Genomic DNA, 20,340 nt, shown 5'->3' with positions numbered 1-20,340 from the left:
TGCCCGTTTCTACAATAAGGAATTCAACACAAAAAGGCATTAATCCTTCCTAGACCAATGCCCAGGATTATTCTCTGAAGAATTATTCTTCAGAGAATAATCTTTTATATAATAAACATAGTGATTAATATCACCTACAACCTTCTTGAACAAACCTGGCCCCTTTTGTGTCAAAACAAAAAAGAGCTGCTTACAGCCCTCGATATTGGGTATATCTATTCCTAATATTCCAAGATTATGCCATTTCTAAAGAACTCCGCAAAAGAGTCAGCTACTTTTGCTTTACCGTGCTTAAGAATTTCATCTGGATTGTCTCCTACATCGTGATATATTTGAAATACAGGTGGGTTTTCAGAATCAAAGTTAATAAAATAGGGGTCTCCAGAACCCGTTGGATCTCCACCTATGCAGACATAACCTCTTTCTAGAATTTGTATACCTTGATATGCTTCAAAAGATTCATCTATCATATGACTCGGCTGATATATTTCTACATATTCTATCCCATCATACTCTTCTTCAGGTTCATATGCTTGCCAACCAATTTCCATATGAATTAATGGAAGTTCGGAAATTAATTTACAATACCAACTTGGAATCTTATCCCCAAATTTGTCATTCAAAAGTTGGATTTCTTCTCTTGTAGCTGTTCTCCCTAAATATTTTTCACCTAATTTTTTAGCTTTTTCAATGAAGTTTTCAGCTTCTTGAAAAATAATTTCCGACATATAATCACCTCGAAATTTTATACAGCAAAGGTTGCTGTTCTTAACGACTTATTTATTTCTACTGTTGGAAATAAACAGGATGTGACCATCAATTGTTTTAAATTCTTCACAGAACCCTGTTTAGCTAGTGACCAGTAAATGTTATCTCTAAAAATATGATTTATAGGTAAATTATAACATTCAATTTCTTTAAGGGTAAATTGTTATTCAACTAAACGTAGCAATAGGTAAGCGTTTGAAGTTATCTCCGGCTTTTCCCCTGCTCCACACGGAACGTGCCAGTTTCCAAGCATTCCGCGTTCCATCTGGCGATGGTTTTGATTATAAGTTTCAAGTTACTCTTATTGATTTGGATTATATGATAGGTTCTAACTCGCACTTTTCCCGATATTTATTGATTTTCTCTAATATCGGTGGCGTGATATCCAAACTTTTTATGAGTATATTCATCTTAGTTGTATCTGTCATATGGATTAGTTTGTGTACCTCTTTGTAGAGAATGCGTAAGTTATTGAACTTGTCATTTCCGCCGAGATGTACTGGCACGTAGTGATGACAGTGTACATCCCGTGCTTGTAGAAATTGTCCTGTAATTTCACATTTTCCTTGTTTCATACTATATCGACTGATTCGATTGTCCATATATTCGACACTTCGTGTCGGGATATTTGACTCCATTAGCAAGGCAATTTCTTGCTTGATATTCTTATGCAAATTCTTATGAATTAGCGCTCGGCCTTCAACTGTGAATAGTGTCAGACTTTGTGTGAAACAAATAGTGTTCTTTGTCTGAACATTCGCAAGAGGGAAGAGATGAATACCAGCAATTTCAAATGTCTTGAACCTCAAACTGTATAACTTCTTATAGGTTGGCGGCGGATTCGCTGGATGGGCGTATTTCCCGACTGGTTTAAGACGATTGTACATAGATGCACCTATATCATAAGCAAGACGTGAGAAGGCTAAGTTGACATGTGTAGCTCGATTAAAGTAATTATGCAGCCCTAAGACAAAGCTATTAAATCGCAAAGCATTTTGAGTCGTTGGTGAGGCTCGAAGTGCCTCAATTCGTTTCCTCGCTTCATCTTTTATTTTCTGTATCTTTTCGGCTTTCACAAAAGTATGGGCCACACGTTTTTCACCTTTGCGAATGGCACGTATCGTAAATCCAAGAAAGGCTGATTCATGTTTCCGCAGATTAATTACTTTTGATTTTTCCGGTGAAATGTCAAGTTTTAAACGCTCTTTCAGAAAAAGCTTAACGGCATGATACCATTTTTCGGCTGTCTTCCAGTCCCGACATAAGATTTTAAAGTCGTCGGCATAGCGAACTATATAACCTTCTTTTAACTTTGTGTGAATCTTTGCATAGCGTTCACCTTCGCGTGTCGTATATGGCTTATCAAGAGGGAAGAGTTCCCACTGATTCGCTATCCATTGATCTAATTCATTCAAAACCACATTAGATAATAACGGGGATAGTAGTCCACCTTGCGGTGAACCCTTTTCCGGAATGCCTTCACCATCAACTTCAGCTTTTAACATTTTTGAAATGCAAGCTAAAACTTTTCTATCATAAATACCTAAATTCCACAGCTGTTTAATGAGCAATGTATGATTGATATTGTCAAAGAAGCCTTTGATATCAACATCAACAACATAGTGAAGTTTAGAATGGTTAACAAGGAATTGAACTCTTGCCATCGCATGATGTGTAGACCGTAAAGGTCTAAAACCGTAACTATGATTATAAAAGTGCGCTTCCGTAATTGGCTCCAATACTTGCTTGAAACACTGTTGAATGATTCTATCGAGGATACATGGAATGCCTAGAGGTCGCATTTTACCATTATCTTTTTCAATTAATTTTCGTCTGACTTTCTTCGGGCGATAATTCTTGAGCTGTTTTTGTATCTTTTCTACTAAATCATTTTCTGTTAGTCTCTCTATGTCGATGATGGTTTTTCCATCTGTACCGGGGGTCTTAGACCCCTTATTTGACTTGATAGTCCGATAAGCTAATAAAATGTTATTCCTCGACGTGATGACGTCATATAAGTGATGGAATGTTTCTTTATTTTTAGCTCGGTGGTACAAGTCAGTAAAAGTGTCGGTCATATCATAGTAATCCCAGTATCGTAGAGCTTGCACTGTGGCATCATTCCTTTGTGAGGTGATGTTCCCACGTTCTTACCCGACCGGTGCAATGCACAATTGAAAAATAATCGTTGCCAATCACTAGACTTGGGGCTGTTCCTCTACCTCCGTTACAGAAGCTTCATCAGTCGTACCCCTACCCTCATAAGGACAAGTGCATTTCGTTCAATTACTTATAGCAACCGTTTTGGGTGACAGCCCTCGAATCAACGTTCCTTACTTTCCAAGTCCCTTATAACTTAGCTATCTATCTAAACGTAGGTGCTTCCTGTAAGCCTGTGAGCTGGATACCGCCATTGTTCGATATAACGTGTTTCAGAGGGGCAATTTTTACTCCACATCACTCACACCACCGTAAGGGTGGTACAATAGTTTCCTATTGTTCGAAACTCTAGACCTGTACATTCGGAAGTTCGTCCGTTCTTTGTGTAAGAAAATTCTCACCTTATTTAGTTTTTCAGCCATCCGGCATATCCATTGGCATACCTTTATCCTGAAAGGAATGGCTTTAGCCTTTGTTCTGCCGACTTCACCTGAGCTTCATACCCCATAATCTGTCCATTATGACGCATGCAGGAGTATCAATGGGATAGTTTCAAAATACATGGTTTTATCATTCCTATCCTCGGTTATAAAGTTAGAATTTCTGTGGAAATTCCTCGTCTTTCGCACCGGAGTGCTTATAACAAAACTTGTCGCGCTGCCCCCGTTTCTACAGTAAGAAATTCAACACAAAAAGGCATTAATCCTTCTTGGATCAAAGCCCTCTGTAAGCACATTATATTTACGTATCCTTGGCTTTCATCTAAAAAAAGGCCAGTGTTTTATTAACGAGTTCTCTTGATGGAGAGATTGGTGAAAACACCAAAGTATTTCTCATCACTTTCAGCATTAAAATTCGCACCAAAAATAACATTAATTCAAAAAGAAAAGAGCACCATTGGTGCTCTTTGAACTGAACCCCGAATAGTGGACACTTTAAAAAAAGTGGACCCTATTCGGGGTTTTCCTATTCTCTTTCAGGAAAACTCCCGTTATACTAACATTACGATTTTTAGAACGGAGTATTTTTCATGAGTAAGATTATCTTTAATGAACACCAACAAAGACTACTAGAAGCTAATCCAAACGTTAAAGCCGTGACAGACCGCGCGATTCAGTATACCCCTGACTTCAAACTGCAGGCGGTTAAACAAAACCAATCTGGGAAAGGCCCAGCGGAAATATTCCGAGAAGCAGGTTTCGATTTAGAGGTGATTGGCATTAAAAAAGCCCAAAGCGCCCTGGCTCGTTGGCGCAGAACCTTCCAAACATACGGAGAAAATGGCTTTTTAGAGGAACGCCGAGGAAAAGCGAGTAAGGGACGCCCCAAGAAAGAGAATGCCTCTGCCGAGAAGAAATTGGCCCAAGCAGAAGCCCGCATTCGCCTCTTAGAGGCGGAATTGACCTTACTAAAAAAGCTAGACGAGTTGGAAAGGCAGGCGAAGAAGAATCGTCGTTAAAAGCCCGAGAGAAATACCAAGTCATTAATGAGACGATTCGGCTTTATCAATTGAAGAACATGGTCCGTTATTTATGTGAAGTGGCCCAAGTGAGTCCAAGCGGCTATTATAAATGGCTTCAGAATGCGGAAAAACAAGCTATCCGGGAGGAGTCTGATTATCAGGATTATGTCTTTCTAAAAGAGATTTATGATGAGGCCCAAGGGAAAATCGGTTATCGCGGCTTATATATGGAAGTCACCGAGAAAGCCGGTCAGCCAATGAACCACAAGAAAATCCTTCGATTGATGCGCAAGTTTCACTTTTTTGCCAAGGTACGGAGAGCGAACCCATACCGTACGATGGCCAAGGCAACAGAGGTTCACCGTCAGGTACCCAACCATTTGAACCGCCAGTTTGACCAACAGGAACCAGGGAAAGTCTTCTTGACCGACATCACCTACCTGCAAATCCGCGGTGGGAAGACGGCTTATTTGTCTTGCGTGAAAGATGTGGCGACACGAGAGATCGTCGCCTATGAACTCTCGACAAGCCTACGGATGGAGATAGTCTACCGAACATTAACCAAGTTAGAAAGTTGTTATGGGAATCAATTACATCCAGAAGCAATGATTCATTCGGATCAAGGGTTTCATTACACGCATCCTGAATATCAATCTCGCGTGAAAGAGATGGGGCTCTTACAGTCCATGTCACGAAGGGGAAACTGCCTGGACAACGCCCCAATGGAATCCTTCTTTGGACATATGAAGGACGAAGTTCCTTATAAGGAGGCAAACAGTTTGGCAGAACTAAAATATATGATTGATGATTATATGGATTACTATAACAATACGAGAAAGCAATGGACATTAAAAAAGATGACTCCGGCAGCTTACCGAAGTCATCTCATCGCCGCATAAACACGGCACATCCCTTTTTATTAAACTGTCTACTTTATAGGGTGCAGTTCACTTTTCGCATTCATCTATTTTCTTCATCATACGCTAAGAATAAATCTTGCAAATCGCCATTTAACGGTTCTTTAGTCCCAATAAACTTCATTTCAATTTCTTCTTGCTTGCCAGGTAGGGTAACAACACCATCGATAATACCTAAAATAGTTGAAATAGCATCCACTTGAACTTGTTCAACGATTTTAAAAAGTATCTTTTTGTTGTCATCCGAAAGCTCCTCGAAAAAATTCAATGACTCTTTCCAATAAGAATCAGTAACATCTTTCAAATCAGTATTATGAAACAAATCCCGATACGAAGCAAGATTTTCTTTGATTATTGATTGATACAATTTCTCAACAAACTCTTCATTGTTCATATTATTTTTCCTCCCCTTTAACTTTTCATTTTTTATATGTATACCATTATGCAACTAGTCGAGTAGAAGAGAGCCTTTTTACCTTACGGTAAATTGTGCTTCTCCCCCCTCTCAGAACCGTGCTTGCGCTATTAACGCACACGGCTCCTCCTAGTTATCATTTACAGAATATAGCTAATTTCTTTCCTTAATTCATAAATATTGACCCTAATTCTTGGTTTGGGAAGTGGGAACATTTGAAGGAATAGCCTGAATTTATCCCATGTAAAGGACTTTCTTTGGCTCCTTCTATTCAGCCATTTAAATAGTAAAATTTCGATTTTCTCTTTAAAGTCATTAACCGTTCGAGAATTATCTGTAATGCAGTAATAGTTGTAGTATCCTACTAGAGAACGTCTAAATCTCTCCATAATTAAATGGATATTTTTATTTCTATTAGACTTCAACCATTCCTTAGATTCTTTAAGCTTGCCTTGGACTTTCTTTCTGCTCGATTTCCGTTTTACACGAAATTTTCCTTGTTTACTTTTTCCACAATAATGAGTAAATCCAAGGAAATCGAAGGTTGCAGGTTTACCATTCCCTGTTCGTTTCGCGTTATTTTCTGCAAATCTCCCGAAGGGAATAACCTTGGTCTTATCCTCAGCTATTTCCAAGTTAAATTTCTTCAATCTCAGTTTTAATGACTCGTAGAATTGTATAGCTTCCCTTTTGTGTTGAAAACAACAAACAAAATCATCCGCATATCTTACCATGTATGCCTGTCCTTCACATTGTTTCCTAACCACTTTCTCAAACCATAAGTCGAGTACATAATGAAGGTACACATTAGCCAAGATAGGAGATATTACTCCACCTTGCGGTGTCCCCTTATCTGTTTTGTATCTCCTGCTTTCCTCCATGTAACCACCTTTAAGGAACCTACTGATTATTCTCAGGAGGTTAGGATCCGTTATTCTATGTTTCAAGAACTCCATCATCCATTTGTGGTCAACATTATCGAAGAAGCCTTTGATATCTACATCTACTACATAGCTTACTAATCTCTTTTCTATATAAAAGTTTAGTATCTTTAACGCATCATGACAGTTTCTGTTTGGCCGGAACCCAAAAGAGCAGTCTAGAAAGTCATTCTCATAAATGGCATTTAGCACTTTCGCAATACCTTTTTGTACAATTTTATCCTCATGTTCCGGTATTCCTAATGGCCTCCTCTTATTAGAGTTAAGCTTTGGAATATACATTCTTCTAACTGGAATCGGACGATAACTTTTACTTCTAAGTCTGCTTGTTAAATCCATTATGTTTTCTTCGAGACTTTCGGCGTACTGCTCTTTCGTTGTACCGTTTACACCAGTTGCCTTATTGTTTGGCAGCTCATGATGACATTGAATGAGTGATTGCACATTTAATAAATGTGCAAGAGATGTAAATTTCATCTTAGGGTCAGATTTAGCTAATTCTGCTATCCTTAGTAGTTTTGTTTCCATTTATTATCCCTACCTCTGTGTGTAGTAAATGTGTCCCTAATAAGGGCAATAACTGGTAGCTAGCCTTTCCTCCATCGGCATTACCCAACTTCATTGGTACTACGCTGCTATCCGACTCCCTACCCGGCATTTGGCTTCCTTACTTATTATCGCTTGTACACCATACTCTTCTAATAAACAGAAAAGACCGGTAGGGTCTCCCGAGTTGCCGTATCATATCCATGTATGACGTGCCAAGGTCTCTGACTCCAGAGAGGTTTTATCTTTCTCGCCTTTAACAAAAGACAAAATATTGCTTTCTGCACGCAGGTAAGGCATCAGCCCTCTCAGTTTTCTAACGTTTATGGAGCTCAATCCCTTCAACCATTTGGCTTTCGGCCCGCCACCTAACTGTCTACGCTTAAAGACCAAAGTTACCTTTAGCCCTCCAAGACTCGCTACGAGCGAATGGCTAGTTCTTACTCGGCGGGAATCCCACCCGCTATATGATACGACCTAGGCTCGGCCGCACACCTGCCCGTTAGTGGAAGAACAACAGTAAAAGCGTACATTAACAGTATCTAATTCTTTTTATAACAAAAACAAAGTGACCTAATGCTCGTAAGGTCACTTTGTTTTATTTGCACGACGTTCTATTCCAAAATAAACACAGGCAATTAGAAACAGAATATTAGAAAGAAGTATGGCTACTCCATTCCATTCTCCCTCAAATAAAACTATATTTACAAGAGTAATCAAATGCATTATAACAATAAGGATAAATAAATAGAATGAGTTTTCAAAAAAATACATCCCGATTAATACTCTAACATAAAAATACAGTTTCCTGTTCAACTAATCTGCTCCGTTTCTTTTATATAAAATAAAAGTAAGCTTTGGTTTATAATATTTCATATATAAAGATAAACTCTAAAAAAAGAGAGGAATCAATTATATGAAAGATCAAATTGATGAATTAACTCTATTATTGTTGTATTTAACTTCTTTTAAAGATGATTATGGATTAGGTGAAGCTCAAAGAAGCTGGAAGGGATACCCCTTTGAATCCCTAAATGAATTATCGAAAAACAATCTCATTCTTGATAGTAAGCGTTCAAAATCTGTTTATCTAACTGATGATGGTATTGAGGAAGCAAAGAAACTAATAAAGAAATATCATATAAAATAAGCAAGCTTTCTCTAGAGAGAATCCCTTAGTCAATCATACACTCTGCTAAAAAGACAACTATAGTTCTTTTTCCTGTTTGTAAGAAAGCAAAAGGTTGTCGATATCCGACAACCTTCCTCGTATCAAAAAAATTTTTTATATAGTTCACGTCGCAGTGTACCACTTAAATAAGCGTACATTTTAGTTGTTTCGCTTTTCTCGTGTCCCATCAAGTTTTGAATGACTTCTAAAGGAGCCCCATTATTCAATAAAGTAGTGGCATAACTATGCCTCAACTGATGAGGGTGAATACTTTTATTGATGCCGGATTTTTTCGATATCTGTTTTATAATATACCTCATTTGGGATATGCTCATCCGATGGGGAGCACGTACGGTTACAAATAAAGCTTCTTGATCATCTGTTCTCTCATCCAGGTACCTCTTCAACCAGATATCACACCTAGTATTAAAGTAAACTTCTCTTTCTTTATTTCCCTTCCCTAAGACAATTACGGACTGATTAGAAAAATCAATGGATTGTCGATTCAAATTAACGGCTTCCCCAATTCGACAACCGGTTGAATACATAAACTCGAACAATGCATTTTCTAATGTTGTATGACAAGCTTCTCTTAAATGCTCAATTTCTACTTCAGTTAAAAACTTTGGTATGCGGATATCTAGTTTCGGTTCCTTAATTTTTGCGGCTGGGTTACCATTCAGGACATTTTCATCTTGGGCCCATCTAAACAGCGATTTTATAAAACGTATCCTATGACTCAGGCTAGCAGCCTTTAATTGATTAGCAACATTCCCGAGATACAGCTTTAATGAATCAGTGGTTATTTCATCAAGGGATCGATCACCAAGATTCCGGATTAACAAATTCAATTGAATATTATAGGCTTTTAAGGTCTGAGATGAATATCCTTGGATTTGTTTATCAGCTTTATATAAATCCCACGCTTCAGATAGTATCATCCTATTACTCTCCTAATCTATTTTTATCAGTATAGACAAGTAGAAAGGAAGTAATACTTAAACTCTATTGATTAATGATTTCTATGAAACTCTTTTATGAAAGATAAGATTTTAAAAACCACGAGGGCATTTCTATTACTTATCTCCACAGTTCCTACACGTTAAATAGAAAAAATCACTTGTAACACTGGTGGAGAAATTCGGATTAAGTATTGACTTCGTGAATCCGTTGCAAGAAACGTAAAAAAGCAGTGCCCCCTTTAGAGGGCTGACTGCCTTATTTCAATATAAGCTTCGCGACACACTCCACATGCGTGGAGTGTAATTGACAACACATGAGGTGATGGTGAGTTTCTATGAATTAATTATCATGCAACTACTTAGATTTTTTATAACATGTCGCCCAGATAGTTTCAAACTGTAATAGGTTTCACTATATCGAAATAGATATAAGCCACCACTTTGTTTACTTCAAGAGTCACATCCCTAACTCCAATTTAAAGTAATTTATTAGCGCTCTTTAAAAAAGTTAGCTTTTTGTTAGCAGACTCCTTCCCTAAAAAACAAAGCGATGTACCTCAGATCCATTGCTTTTACAGTGATTATGATTTATTTAGTTCTTTACAACAAAGTCAAGTAAATGAGCATCTTCTATTGGTATCTCTGTAATCAAATCGAAACTTTTGTTATCCAAAACCAATAGGCTTTCTTTCTTTTCAGATGACTTAACTACATATATTTCTTCTTCATTTATATTTTGATATAAAAAGCGGTAGATACTATTTGATTGAATATAATTTTTGTCCAGCTTTTTAAATTTGGGTGTAGGCTCCAATGACAACATGCCAATTATAGGTCCTGTTTCATTATCACTAATAGAAATTAACGCTCTGTTCTCATCAATAAACAAAGGAGGCGAATCATCACTATAATAATAATCTGCAGAGATATTTAAGAATGGCTCATATGTTTTATAATTGAAATTTTTATCATATACATACATCTTACCTTGTGAATCTAAAATATATAGGTTCTTTTCCGTTGAATATATCGGTGATAGATCTTCATTTTTTTTTGGCGTCTTATACTCAATAGTTTGTTGTTCCATGGAGAGAACACCAATTCCAAAATTCTCGTACTTGCCTTTTTCATTCAGTTGTCCACTTGTTCCATAAACAATTTTATCACCGAATTCTAAAATTGGCGTCCATTTAGGGACATGACCATATTCAGTTTCAAAACTCATTTGATTGGTATAATTAGAAATAGATACGTTAAACTCACCAGATTCAGTTAAATTCTGTTCTCCAGTTTTGTAAGAGACCAAGGTTTGGAATAGTATATCATTCCCATAATGCATTATATGGTCCACACCTACATCAATATCAAAGTACGATAGATTAATCTTTTCAAATTGCTTCTTACTTATGTCATAGGTGTAATAATAATTATCAATTGTTGCTTCACCAAAAAGTGAAACATACAATTTGTTCTGGTCGTTGGGCTTTTGGTGAGCAATCATTCTCCTAAAATCACTGTCTATTACTTCATATTCATGCATGATTTCACCAGTGCTATTAACTTCTTTTATAATTAAATTCTCTTGATTAACCCGAATATCAGCAGGATAGAATAATAAGTAATTTCCTTCTTCATTAGAAATTGGTTGGAAATTCTCAATTCCCTCCACTTTTATTCTTTCGGCTTCATCTGACTGTTCAGTAAATATTATAAATGTGAAGGCTAAGCTAAACACAGCCAGTAAACAAAAGATGACGTTGATTTTCTTCATATATCCCCTCTAAATTTTCCCAGGAAGCGCTGTCCCCCATTTTTTCTTTAACCTCGTATTTGCATCTGCAACTATATCTGCCGGAATAACCGCCAATAGACCATCGATTTTGAATGCCCTAGAAGATCGAAGATCGTATCCGGCATGACTCCACATAGCATTTGTTAATTTAGAACAATACCATGCATCTGTTGACCAGATGTCGGTTCTTAATTTATATGGTTCTCCCTCTTGTTTTTTCCCAAACTCTACAGCCTTTTTACGTTGTGCAGCAGTAGCACTCTTTCCTAATTTTGTCGTAACTCTATATTGCTTAATCCCGCTTGCCCCTTTCCATAAATTGCTTCTATTCCAGACAAAGACTTTAGCGCCATTTTTCACTGTTTTTGATGCTTCAATGACATGATAATCTACGGTATGTAAAACTGCTGTATGACCAGTATATGATTTTTCGCCAACCCCAACTTTATTCCCTGCAGCGTAATACAATATATCCCCATATCTCCAGGATTTGGCTGTTGTTTGCATTTCTTCATCTTCTTCTGAAAAGAAAGACTCTGCTTTAAGATCCAACTCACCCAATTTATCGTTTAAGATATCATAAGACTCTATTTCATATAGAACAGCATCCTCTAAAGTTATCAAATAGTCTTCATAATCAATATGAACCTGGTTTACTTGTTCCAAAAATTCATCTTCGCTTATTTCCTTTCCAACATTCAACAAAAGTAGTTCATCAACAATATTGATTTTCTTCTCCAAAAAAGATTCCACTTCATCTTTTAATGAAATACTATCGGCAGCATAAACACTTAACGGGGAAACCAAAAACATCGTACAAATACACATACTCACAAATTTTTTAGCCCACATCTCTACACTTCGTTAATATTTATTTTTATCAAAACTAGCTTAACACAAAAATTACAATAATTTAAATATTTTTCCAATTTGTGTCTTTTATAAACGACATAATAAGGTGATTTATTAGAGTTTGAGAGTTTGCCGTTGGTGGTCACTCCCCGATATTCGTCATCCCGAATTTTTCCATCTACAAACCAATTCAAACCTCTAGTAAACCTGTAAGAAGACAACATAATTATTCAAAATAAAAAAGCCAGGGGGCGTATCCCGGCTTACTTTTTGGGACTAACAAGCAGAGCATACATAGAAGCAACCTTCTAAAAAAGAAGTACAATCAATCTTTCCGCCAGTCGTCCATAAGCAAGTACACAAGTAGCAAAAACAAGTATGATTTCAAACATGACTATCCCCTTTTACCAACAACCGAAAGCCCTTTAAACCTGAAAGAGTTGACTCCTCAACTGCTTCACTCACTAATTGGGAAAATTGCTTGTACAGTTGAAGGTCATATCCGAATTCAATACACGTTCATAAATCCAATACAGGAAACATAAAAAAGGCAGCGCCCCAAAAGGGCTGCTGCCTTATTTCAATATAAGCTTAGCGACATTTTCCACGTGCATCGTCTGCGGGAACATATCCACCGGCTGAACCTCAACCGTCTTATATCCATTGTCCTCTAAGTACCTTAGGTCACGAGCTAATGTAGCCGGATTGCAGGATACATAGACTACCTTCTTAGGCTTCATAGCGGCAATGGTTTTCAAAAGGTTTTCGTCGCAGCCTTTACGCGGCGGGTCGACGACGAGGCAGTCGGCGGTGATGCCTTGCTTGTACCAGTTTGGGATGACTGTCTCTGCTTCTCCAACCTCGAATTCCACATTGGTGATGTTATTTAACCCAGCATTTTTGCGGGCATCCTCTATTGCTTCTGGAACGATTTCCACTCCGTATACCTTCTTCGCCTTTTTCGCGAGGAACAAGGAGATCGTTCCGATACCGCAATACGCATCAATGACGGTTTCATTTCCAGAGAGGTTCGCATATTCGAGTGTTTTTTCATAGAGTACCTTCGTTTGGGAAGGGTTCACCTGATAGAAGGATCTTGGTGAGATTTCGAATTTGATATCGCCGATGTAATCGGCAATGACATCCGCTCCCCATAGCGTAATGGTCTGGTCGCCAAGGATGACGTTTGTCTTTTTGGTGTTTACGTTCTGGATGATAGAAGTGATGTTTGGCATGGCCTCAACCAATTCATCAACGATTTTCCGGCGGTTCGGGATGTCAGGTGTTCTTGTTACCAGTACGACCATGATTTCGCCTGTCACCTGACCTGTGCGGACCATGATATGGCGGAGCGTGCCTTTATGCTGTTTTTCGTTATAGGCTCTGACGCCATATTTCTCACAGATGCCTTTAACGACACGAATCATCTCATCATTTTCAGTGAACTGGATAAGGCATTCGTCCATATTGATGATCTCATGGGAGCGTTTCGCATAGAATCCAGCGACAAGACCGCCTTCCATCTCTCCAACAGGCACCTGAGCCTTATTGCGGTAATTCCATGGCTCTTCCATGCCGAGTGTTGGATGAACAATCACATCCTCAAGCTTTCCGATACGGGTCATCAGCTCGCGGACCATCTTCTCCTTCGCCCTCAGCTGACCTTCATACGATAAGTGCTGCAGCTGGCAGCCGCCGCATTGCTTATAAATCGGGCAAAGCGCCTCAACCCGGTCTGGGCTCTCCTCATACAATTCCATCAAGCGTCCGAAGCCGTAGCCTTTGTTGAGTTTTGTCACCTTTATTTTCGCCTTCTCACCAGGAAGACCATGAGGGACAAAGATGGGATAGCCGTCCACCTTTGCTACGCCGGCCCCTTCATGTGTCAAGTCTTCAAATACAACATCTATATAATCATTTTTTTGAATTGGAACGGTTTTTTTATCAGTCATTCATTGTAACCTCGATTTTTTATTAACGTAATGATGATTGTATCACAAAATAGGATAGACCGATAATATGCGATTCTATCCATTAAAAAACCAACTTCTTAAAGAAGTTGGTCAATATCTGGAAGATCCTTTAATCGTTCCGATTCTTGGATGGTTAAAAGGTGCCGGTCTGTTTTTTTCTGTTCTTCATGCACCTTCTCTGGTACAAATACCTCAAAATGACGATAGAGGTTCACGAATTCAGCCGGTGCCATGCCCCCGAATTCTCCGTCCAGATTAAGCTGCAGCTTATCCGGCGAGCTGACCTTGATTCGGTTTGCCTTCGCATACACGACAGATGAATCCTTGATATGATCCCCTCGAATCGCCATGGTCACGACACGCACGAAATCTGCGAGATTGATCTTCTTCAGAATCAGCAGGGTAAACATCCCGTCATTCAATGAAGCATCCGGTGCAAGTCGTTCAAATCCGCCGACAGAATTGGTGTTAGCCACAAGGAAGAGCATTGCTTCTCCCTCAAACAGCTTCCCATCGTATTCAATACGCATAGGTACAGCTTTCAAGGATGGCAGCATCTCAATTCCTTTCAAATAATAGGCGAGCTGGCCAAGCACGGTTTTCAGCTTACTTGGCACTTCATACGTCAATTCTGTCAGACGACCGCCGCCGGCAATATTAATGAAAAAGCGGTCATTCATTTGACCGATATCAATTGGAATCGTCAATCCTTGAGCAATTGTATCTGCTGCGTCAAGGACCGATTTCGTTGAGATTCTTAATGCACGTGCAAAGTCGTTCGTTGTACCGACTGGGATAATGCCTAGCTTCGGACGAAATTCATGCCCGGCAAGCCCATTAACGACCTCATAAATCGTTCCGTCCCCGCCAGCTGCGATGACAACATCATATTTCCGTTCAATCGCGATCTCAGCCGCTCTCGTTGCATCGCCCTCACCTGTGGTTGCATGGCAGGAGGCCTCATAACCAGCCTTTTCAAGCTTCTCAAGCACCTCCGGTAAATAGCGCTTGAACGCTTCCCTGCCTGATGTCGGATTATAGATAATTCTTGCTTTTTTCATATTCATTCATCATCCTATATAAAATTCAAAGTATTCATGCGCTATAGAAGTCCATAACCATTATAACGCCACCATTGGCCAATTACCATATCCGTTCAATTTCGAAGGGGCTTTATTTCCCTGTAAGTTCCAGCAGAATTGCATCGCCATTACTGCCGACCTTTACCTTGGCATAGGCTGCATTTTCCTCCAGCCATGTACCTGTTCCTTCCTCTATGAAGAAGGATTCAATGCCATACGTGATTCGGTCTCCGCTCAATTCTCCCTGGAGAATCACTTCCTTACTGCCGCTCAATTGTTCTCTTGCTTCATCCATATTATCATAAATGTTTTTAATTTGAGAAATCCCAGCCTCATCTTTTTCAAGGAGAACATAAACACGCCCATAATTGTGATTGGCATCATACGTGCTGATATTATATGCCAAATCAACATAATCGCCCTGCATCAAAGAGCGTGGGTCAACTGGTTCCACCTCTAAGGTAATCTCCGTTCCATTGCGCAGAATGATTTCCTTTTGCATAATGATCGCACCAATAATGAGTAGCTGTAAAAGGACAATCGGGACCCATTTCCGTACACCATCCAGAATAAATCGGGATTCCCCTGTATCCATTCTCAATTGGCGTTTATCGAAATAGAGCGCGACGAGGAAGAATACAGCCCCTGCCAAAGCGAACGTCACAGACTTATGAAGCAGCTTCCAGAACAGGTCATAATATTTATAGCCAAAGTAAGCAATCAGAAAGGCGAACACAGCATATTCCAGCCAGTGTCTACGACTTTCGGCTGTTTTATACGTTTTATAGAGCAGAAAGCCGATATACGTGATATTCGATAAGTAATAAAGGACCGTATGCTCTGAGAAGAAGGTCAGTACAAACCATACAGTGAGCGCCGCAATTAAATTCCAGCCCTTCGCGAATGGTTCTTCCAAGAGTAGATAAAGGCCAAGCGCGAGCACGGTTAAGATAAGCAGGATATAGTCTGCAGAGAGATCTGGCAGCAATCGCAGTATGGTCAATCCTGCTCCGTACAGAAAGGCAATAAGCATAAATGGATAAACGGCCCTCCCCCGCTCACGCCATAGAACATAGCTGACAAGGATGACATACACCGCTAATACGAGAATGGAGAAATCCCAAAGGACAGCGGAAGCGATTGCTAACCCGGACAGCATCAACGTATAGCGCAGGATGGAATGGCTGCGCTCAAGATGACTCCCAATCGGTACGAGCACAAGAGCACTAAGCAAGATCCACTCTGCCCCATACAGATTCAGCAAATAAAAGATACTCAACACGGAGGACGTTATCAAAAGGACCGCCAAGAAAATCGACACAGCCTTGATAAGCTGGTGAAGCCAGCGATTCTCATCTGATGATTGCCTCGCCAGTCTTGCCACCCAAACCGATCCTCCAGCAATCAAGCCGATTCCGAGTAAAATGCCGAGCAAATACACGAGCAGCCCAGAAATCCAAGAGGCAATCATAAAGAAATGACTGATAAGAAGGATAGCCGCACCAAGTGACGCAAGCACGATGAGCACCTTATTCTCTGTTTTAACAAGATATTGAACATAAATACCTGCATATAAGAATGCAATAAGGACATAAACAAGAATGCCGATGATAGAGAACGTCTCATCCGAATACAGATATCGCCATGACCAATCTGTGGTCACCTCAATTGCGAATCCCTGAACGAGGACTGCCGCTAAATAGGCAACCAGCATCGGCTTCCTTGAAGCAAACAGAAACATGATAGCCGCATTGACTAATAAAAGGCCAATCGTGATGGCTGTATCCTCTCCACTCGTTCGCTCAACCCATCTGTCGAGAGGATAGAAGTATGTATAGATTGTGATATTGAATAGAATAAATGATTGTACAAAGAAAACGGAGAATCTCGTCACAATTGCAAGCAGAATCGATGGAATAAGCCATAGTAGAAAGAAGGTATAACCATCTGCATGCGAATTATAAATCTGCCCAATAAGCGCTACCGCTGCCCCGAAGGCAATCGACCCTCCCCAGAATATCCAGGCCCCCACATCAGCCAAATCCGGCCTCCATTTTGCGAACCCATAACCAACCCCATAAAACAAAACCATCAATAAGCAAGCGAGCGTCACCTGAGAAACATGGCTTAGTCCACCCCAATTGGCTGCAAAAAAATAAATGATTGCACTTAACCAAAATAGCAGGCCAATCAAATACGTCGTCTTCACTGCCTTCACACTCTTCATCCTGGTTCCACCTCCACACCTATTTATATTCTGACTTCATCTCCCTTATCCTCATTGTATCAAATTAGCAGATTAGCAAATGAATGATTATTCAATACGGTTGATTTCTTTCAGCCTAAGACCAACGAACGTCATTCGGTAAATATCCGGCATGGCAAGAGACCGCCAGAAATCAACATCATATTGGGAATCAAAGTAATTCATAATCAGCACCATGATATTGCCATGGGTACCAATGACCACATTCTCTCCCTCATATTTTTCTAATATCCGATACGTCGCTTTCACTCCACGCCCCTTCGCGTCAATATTGGACTCCCCTCCTTCATAAGAGAATGAGGGTTCCTCCCAAAGCTTCTTAATTGCCTTATTAAAATCCTCTACTGGCACTGAAGCTAATTTCCGTTCCCGGAAGCCCTGATCAAGTATGACTTCTTTCCCAATCAAGTCAGCGATTCCTTGCACTGTTTGCATGGCCCTTTTATAAGGACTTGATAAGACATGCTGGATGTCTTCCTTCTTCAGCCTTTGCGTAATTCTTTCCGCATCCATCTGCCCTTTATTGGATAGTGGTCTGCCCCATTCATCTGGTGTATAGGTGGAATGCGCATGTCTGACGAAATAGAGATTTGTTTGCAACTGGATTGCTCCTTCCCTTTTTATCTCCTTACCATAACAACATTCTCTACCCATAAGAATATTCCTCTAACTAATGACTAACTAAGAAAACCCGCCTTTTAAAAAAGCAGGTCAGAGAGCTATATATCGTAATGGTGGTTTCATTGTCTGCTAGTCTTGCCGACTGTATTCATCGTATCGATCTTTTACGTATGGACAGCATGTATTGAGCATTTGTGTAGATTAGGATAAAGAGGATGATCAGTATTCCGGCTAATTGGGAGGAACCTGTGATAACGGAATAGCCTATGAGCATGAGTACTGCAAAGAAGAGAAGCATATTGATGCTAGTAAATGCTCTATATAATCCTTGCAGCATGATGTGACGTTCCCCTTCATCGCTCATTTCCATCAGCTTCTCGGCATACCGCTTATCGTTCACAGATGGATATTCCCGATTAGGATCCGCATATTTAACTAACTCCGCATTGATAAAGGACATCACAAGACTTAGCAAGACCAAGCCTAAGCTAATAAAGATGAATACATTCGGTTGATCCGTAATGGCCACCAGCGCAAGCATTCCACTAGAGGCAAATAAGGCTGTATTCACCGCCAGTGATCCATCATAATAGCGTTTGTTCTGGAGCTCTGCCAGTTCATCCTCCTCATCCCCGCTCACTTGACTTTTGGACTCCTTCACGATGGTCATCCCTTTTACCACACTCAAAATTATCAAAGAGACGGAAATTACCATCAACACAATCATCCATTCAAAGCTCAGGTCAGGGAATGCCCAGGAGCTATCCACATCCCCCAAGCCTGTATTTGTTATTGTAAACATCAGCCCATACCCCAACACGGCACCCGCCAGCGCTCCAAACAGCAGTTTCCCAATCGCTTTCGTCATCATTCATCCTCCTCAAATAAAAAGATATTCTCAATCCGTTCATCAAATATTCTCGCAATCCGCACAGCAATCAATAGGGAAGGAACAAACTCTTCACGTTCAATCAAGCTCACCGTTTGGCGAGATATTTTCGCAAGCTTCGCCAGCTGCGTCTGATTCATCCCTTCACGTGCCCGCAGCTCCTTTAATCTCGTTTTCATATCCTCACCTCTACTATCATTGTATGCTGTACCTTTCATTTTGACAAATATTTTTGTCAAAATGAAAGGTTTATTTGTCAAAGAAAAAATATCTGCTCATAAAAAAAGAGCCTATAACGGCTCAGAACACTGGAAAATGAGATATGATTTTATGGGCTAGCGGTATAGCTGTCATAAGAATGATTAGTTCAATCAATGTTCGGATATACTGCTTCGACCCTTTTATATACTTCCATTCAAGCAGTGCCTTATACAACCAAAGTGCAGCTATAACTAACAGAATGTAACTGCCAGGTACTTCTTGCTCGTTAACAATGCCTAAATTAATGATTATAACGAAATAAATGCCCAAAAGGATACCGCATCCCCATTTGAATACCTTTCCTCCCTTGGTCTCCTCCAGGTCCACTCCCTCTACACCTAATAACCTGCTGATCCATTTACTTAACATGTAAACAGCAGCAGTGATTAACCCAATAACACTCATCCAAATTACAAGGTTCATCCCAATCCCCCTCTTCTGCCAAATCACATCTACATCTGCTTATATATAAATATTGACTCCCAAAGCCATAAATTACCCAATCCAGGATTTACTATAATAAAAAATGTCCTCGAATTGAAGATTCTTATTCCATGGTCAAACAGATAAATTAGACTAATTTACTAATTTCATCAAACACTTGTTCATTAATCATTTAGAATTCTAAAACTGTAAGAGTTAGTAAGAGGATTATGGATGATTACTTCATATTCAAGATTATTTTCTTCAGCTTTTTCAACTAATGATTGCAGTTCAGAAGAATGAAAGTAGCTCTGAAAAGTGACTAACAGTAAAGCTATAAATGCACTTAATGAAATGATTAGCATGACTATACGCATCCGCGAAATCGATTTTCCAGCTAACAAATATGATACCTCCTTCATTTATGTAAATGGTACATTTTAATACAGCATTGCAAAAAACGGATTCCTATAAATCTAAAAAACAATTAGACTCCTTTAGCCCTTCCACATTCATGAAAAAATCATAAACTATAGAAGCATGTCCGAGTAATGGAGGAATATTTCATGAGAAGGCAACCAAGAAAACGTGGTTTCTGCGTACCCGGTTACCGCTATTGCGGACCTGGATGTTCAGGTCCAGGATCTCCAACCAATCCCGTCGATTCTTGCTGCAAACGTCACGATGAGTGTTATCAAAGATATGGTCCATCAAAATATTGTGATGATCAATTCTTAGAGTGCCTGCGCCCGAAAATCAACCGTCAAACAGGTATGGGCCGGGATGCAGCATTATTCTATAATGTTATGAGGTTACGAAGTTCTTTCAAGTGACCTCTT

General features: G+C 39.6%; 17 protein-coding genes. 3 read left to right on the top strand and 14 right to left on the bottom strand.

The features are described from left to right. Positions 1–221: 221 nt before the first annotated feature. A complete protein-coding gene (locus ACY8DX_RS02140; RefSeq protein ID WP_049672232.1) occupies positions 222–728 on the bottom strand; it encodes an SMI1/KNR4 family protein in 507 nt (168 codons plus the stop codon). A gap of 354 nt (positions 729–1,082) precedes the next feature. Next, positions 1,083–2,846 carry a group II intron reverse transcriptase/maturase gene (gene ltrA, locus ACY8DX_RS02135; protein WP_225231404.1) on the bottom strand — a complete coding sequence of 588 codons (1,764 nt, stop codon included), beginning with the start codon at positions 2,844–2,846 and terminating at the stop codon, positions 1,083–1,085. Positions 2,847–3,958: 1,112 nt separating this feature from the next. On the opposite strand from ltrA (ACY8DX_RS02135), the gene ACY8DX_RS02130 reads away from it, so the two are divergent. Further along, a protein-coding gene (locus ACY8DX_RS02130; RefSeq protein WP_462405542.1) for an IS3 family transposase occupies positions 3,959–5,289 on the top strand; the annotation gives its coding sequence in 2 pieces (ribosomal slippage) (positions 3,959–4,337 and positions 4,337–5,289; 1,332 coding nt in all). A gap of 61 nt (positions 5,290–5,350) precedes the next feature. Here the strand turns inward: ACY8DX_RS02130 and ACY8DX_RS02125 are convergent. Beyond that, entirely contained in the window at positions 5,351–5,701 is a 351-nt protein-coding gene (locus ACY8DX_RS02125) for a hypothetical protein (protein WP_049672229.1), read from the bottom strand. 161 nt (positions 5,702–5,862) lie between these two features. Next, positions 5,863–7,191: a group II intron reverse transcriptase/maturase gene (gene ltrA / locus ACY8DX_RS02120; protein WP_462405230.1), complete on the bottom strand. Its 1,329-nt coding sequence runs from the start codon at positions 7,189–7,191 to the stop codon at positions 5,863–5,865. Between the two features lie 934 nt (positions 7,192–8,125). Between ltrA (ACY8DX_RS02120) and ACY8DX_RS02115 the strand changes: the two genes are divergently transcribed. Then, the gene (locus ACY8DX_RS02115) at positions 8,126–8,359 is read left to right on the top strand and encodes a DUF6429 family protein (protein ID WP_049672314.1); all 234 of its coding nucleotides are present in this window, start codon (positions 8,126–8,128) and stop codon (positions 8,357–8,359) included. 122 nt (positions 8,360–8,481) lie between these two features. Here ACY8DX_RS02115 and ACY8DX_RS02110 read toward each other — a convergent pair whose 3' ends face one another. From ACY8DX_RS02110 to ACY8DX_RS02065, 10 genes are all read right to left on the bottom strand, one after another. Continuing rightward, positions 8,482–9,321, bottom strand: coding sequence for a tyrosine-type recombinase/integrase (locus ACY8DX_RS02110; RefSeq protein WP_049672315.1), 840 nt, complete (start codon positions 9,319–9,321; stop codon positions 8,482–8,484). A gap of 613 nt (positions 9,322–9,934) precedes the next feature. Continuing rightward, complete coding sequence (locus ACY8DX_RS02105) at positions 9,935–11,113, bottom strand: hypothetical protein (protein ID WP_049672316.1); 1,179 nt, start codon at positions 11,111–11,113, stop codon at positions 9,935–9,937. A gap of 9 nt (positions 11,114–11,122) precedes the next feature. Further along, positions 11,123–11,986 carry a C40 family peptidase gene (locus ACY8DX_RS02100; protein ID WP_049672317.1) on the bottom strand — a complete coding sequence of 288 codons (864 nt, stop codon included), beginning with the start codon at positions 11,984–11,986 and terminating at the stop codon, positions 11,123–11,125. A 575-nt stretch (positions 11,987–12,561) separates the two neighbouring features. Continuing rightward, complete coding sequence (rlmD, locus tag ACY8DX_RS02095) at positions 12,562–13,938, bottom strand: 23S rRNA (uracil(1939)-C(5))-methyltransferase RlmD (protein WP_462406129.1); 1,377 nt, start codon at positions 13,936–13,938, stop codon at positions 12,562–12,564. Positions 13,939–14,036: 98 nt separating this feature from the next. After that, positions 14,037–15,020 carry a diacylglycerol kinase gene (locus tag ACY8DX_RS02090; protein WP_049672319.1) on the bottom strand — a complete coding sequence of 328 codons (984 nt, stop codon included), beginning with the start codon at positions 15,018–15,020 and terminating at the stop codon, positions 14,037–14,039. A 112-nt stretch (positions 15,021–15,132) separates the two neighbouring features. Next, complete coding sequence (locus ACY8DX_RS02085; protein WP_462406128.1) at positions 15,133–17,268, bottom strand: GDYXXLXY domain-containing protein; 2,136 nt, start codon at positions 17,266–17,268, stop codon at positions 15,133–15,135. Positions 17,269–17,355: 87 nt separating this feature from the next. Continuing rightward, the gene (locus tag ACY8DX_RS02080; RefSeq protein ID WP_049673067.1) at positions 17,356–17,907 is read right to left on the bottom strand and encodes a histidine phosphatase family protein; all 552 of its coding nucleotides are present in this window, start codon (positions 17,905–17,907) and stop codon (positions 17,356–17,358) included. Between the two features lie 169 nt (positions 17,908–18,076). Beyond that, complete coding sequence (locus ACY8DX_RS02075) at positions 18,077–18,799, bottom strand: DUF3169 family protein (protein WP_082197209.1); 723 nt, start codon at positions 18,797–18,799, stop codon at positions 18,077–18,079. After that, complete coding sequence (locus ACY8DX_RS02070) at positions 18,796–18,996, bottom strand: helix-turn-helix transcriptional regulator (RefSeq protein ID WP_049673068.1); 201 nt, start codon at positions 18,994–18,996, stop codon at positions 18,796–18,798. Before ACY8DX_RS02070 ends, ACY8DX_RS02075 begins: the two co-directional genes overlap by 4 nt. A gap of 121 nt (positions 18,997–19,117) precedes the next feature. Continuing rightward, positions 19,118–19,501, bottom strand: coding sequence for a DUF4181 domain-containing protein (locus tag ACY8DX_RS02065; RefSeq protein ID WP_049672322.1), 384 nt, complete (start codon positions 19,499–19,501; stop codon positions 19,118–19,120). A 551-nt stretch (positions 19,502–20,052) separates the two neighbouring features. On the opposite strand from ACY8DX_RS02065, the gene ACY8DX_RS02060 reads away from it, so the two are divergent. After that, positions 20,053–20,334 (top strand): Parvovirus coat protein VP1-like protein, encoded by a 282-nt coding sequence (locus tag ACY8DX_RS02060; RefSeq protein WP_462406127.1) that lies wholly within the window; start codon positions 20,053–20,055, stop codon positions 20,332–20,334. The last annotated feature ends 6 nt before the right edge of the window (positions 20,335–20,340 follow it).

Source organism: Gracilibacillus sp. Marseille-QA3620 (genome assembly GCF_054950035.1).
The sequence above is the reverse complement of the archived record's forward strand: the minus strand, read 5'-3'. Positions and strand labels throughout refer to the sequence as shown.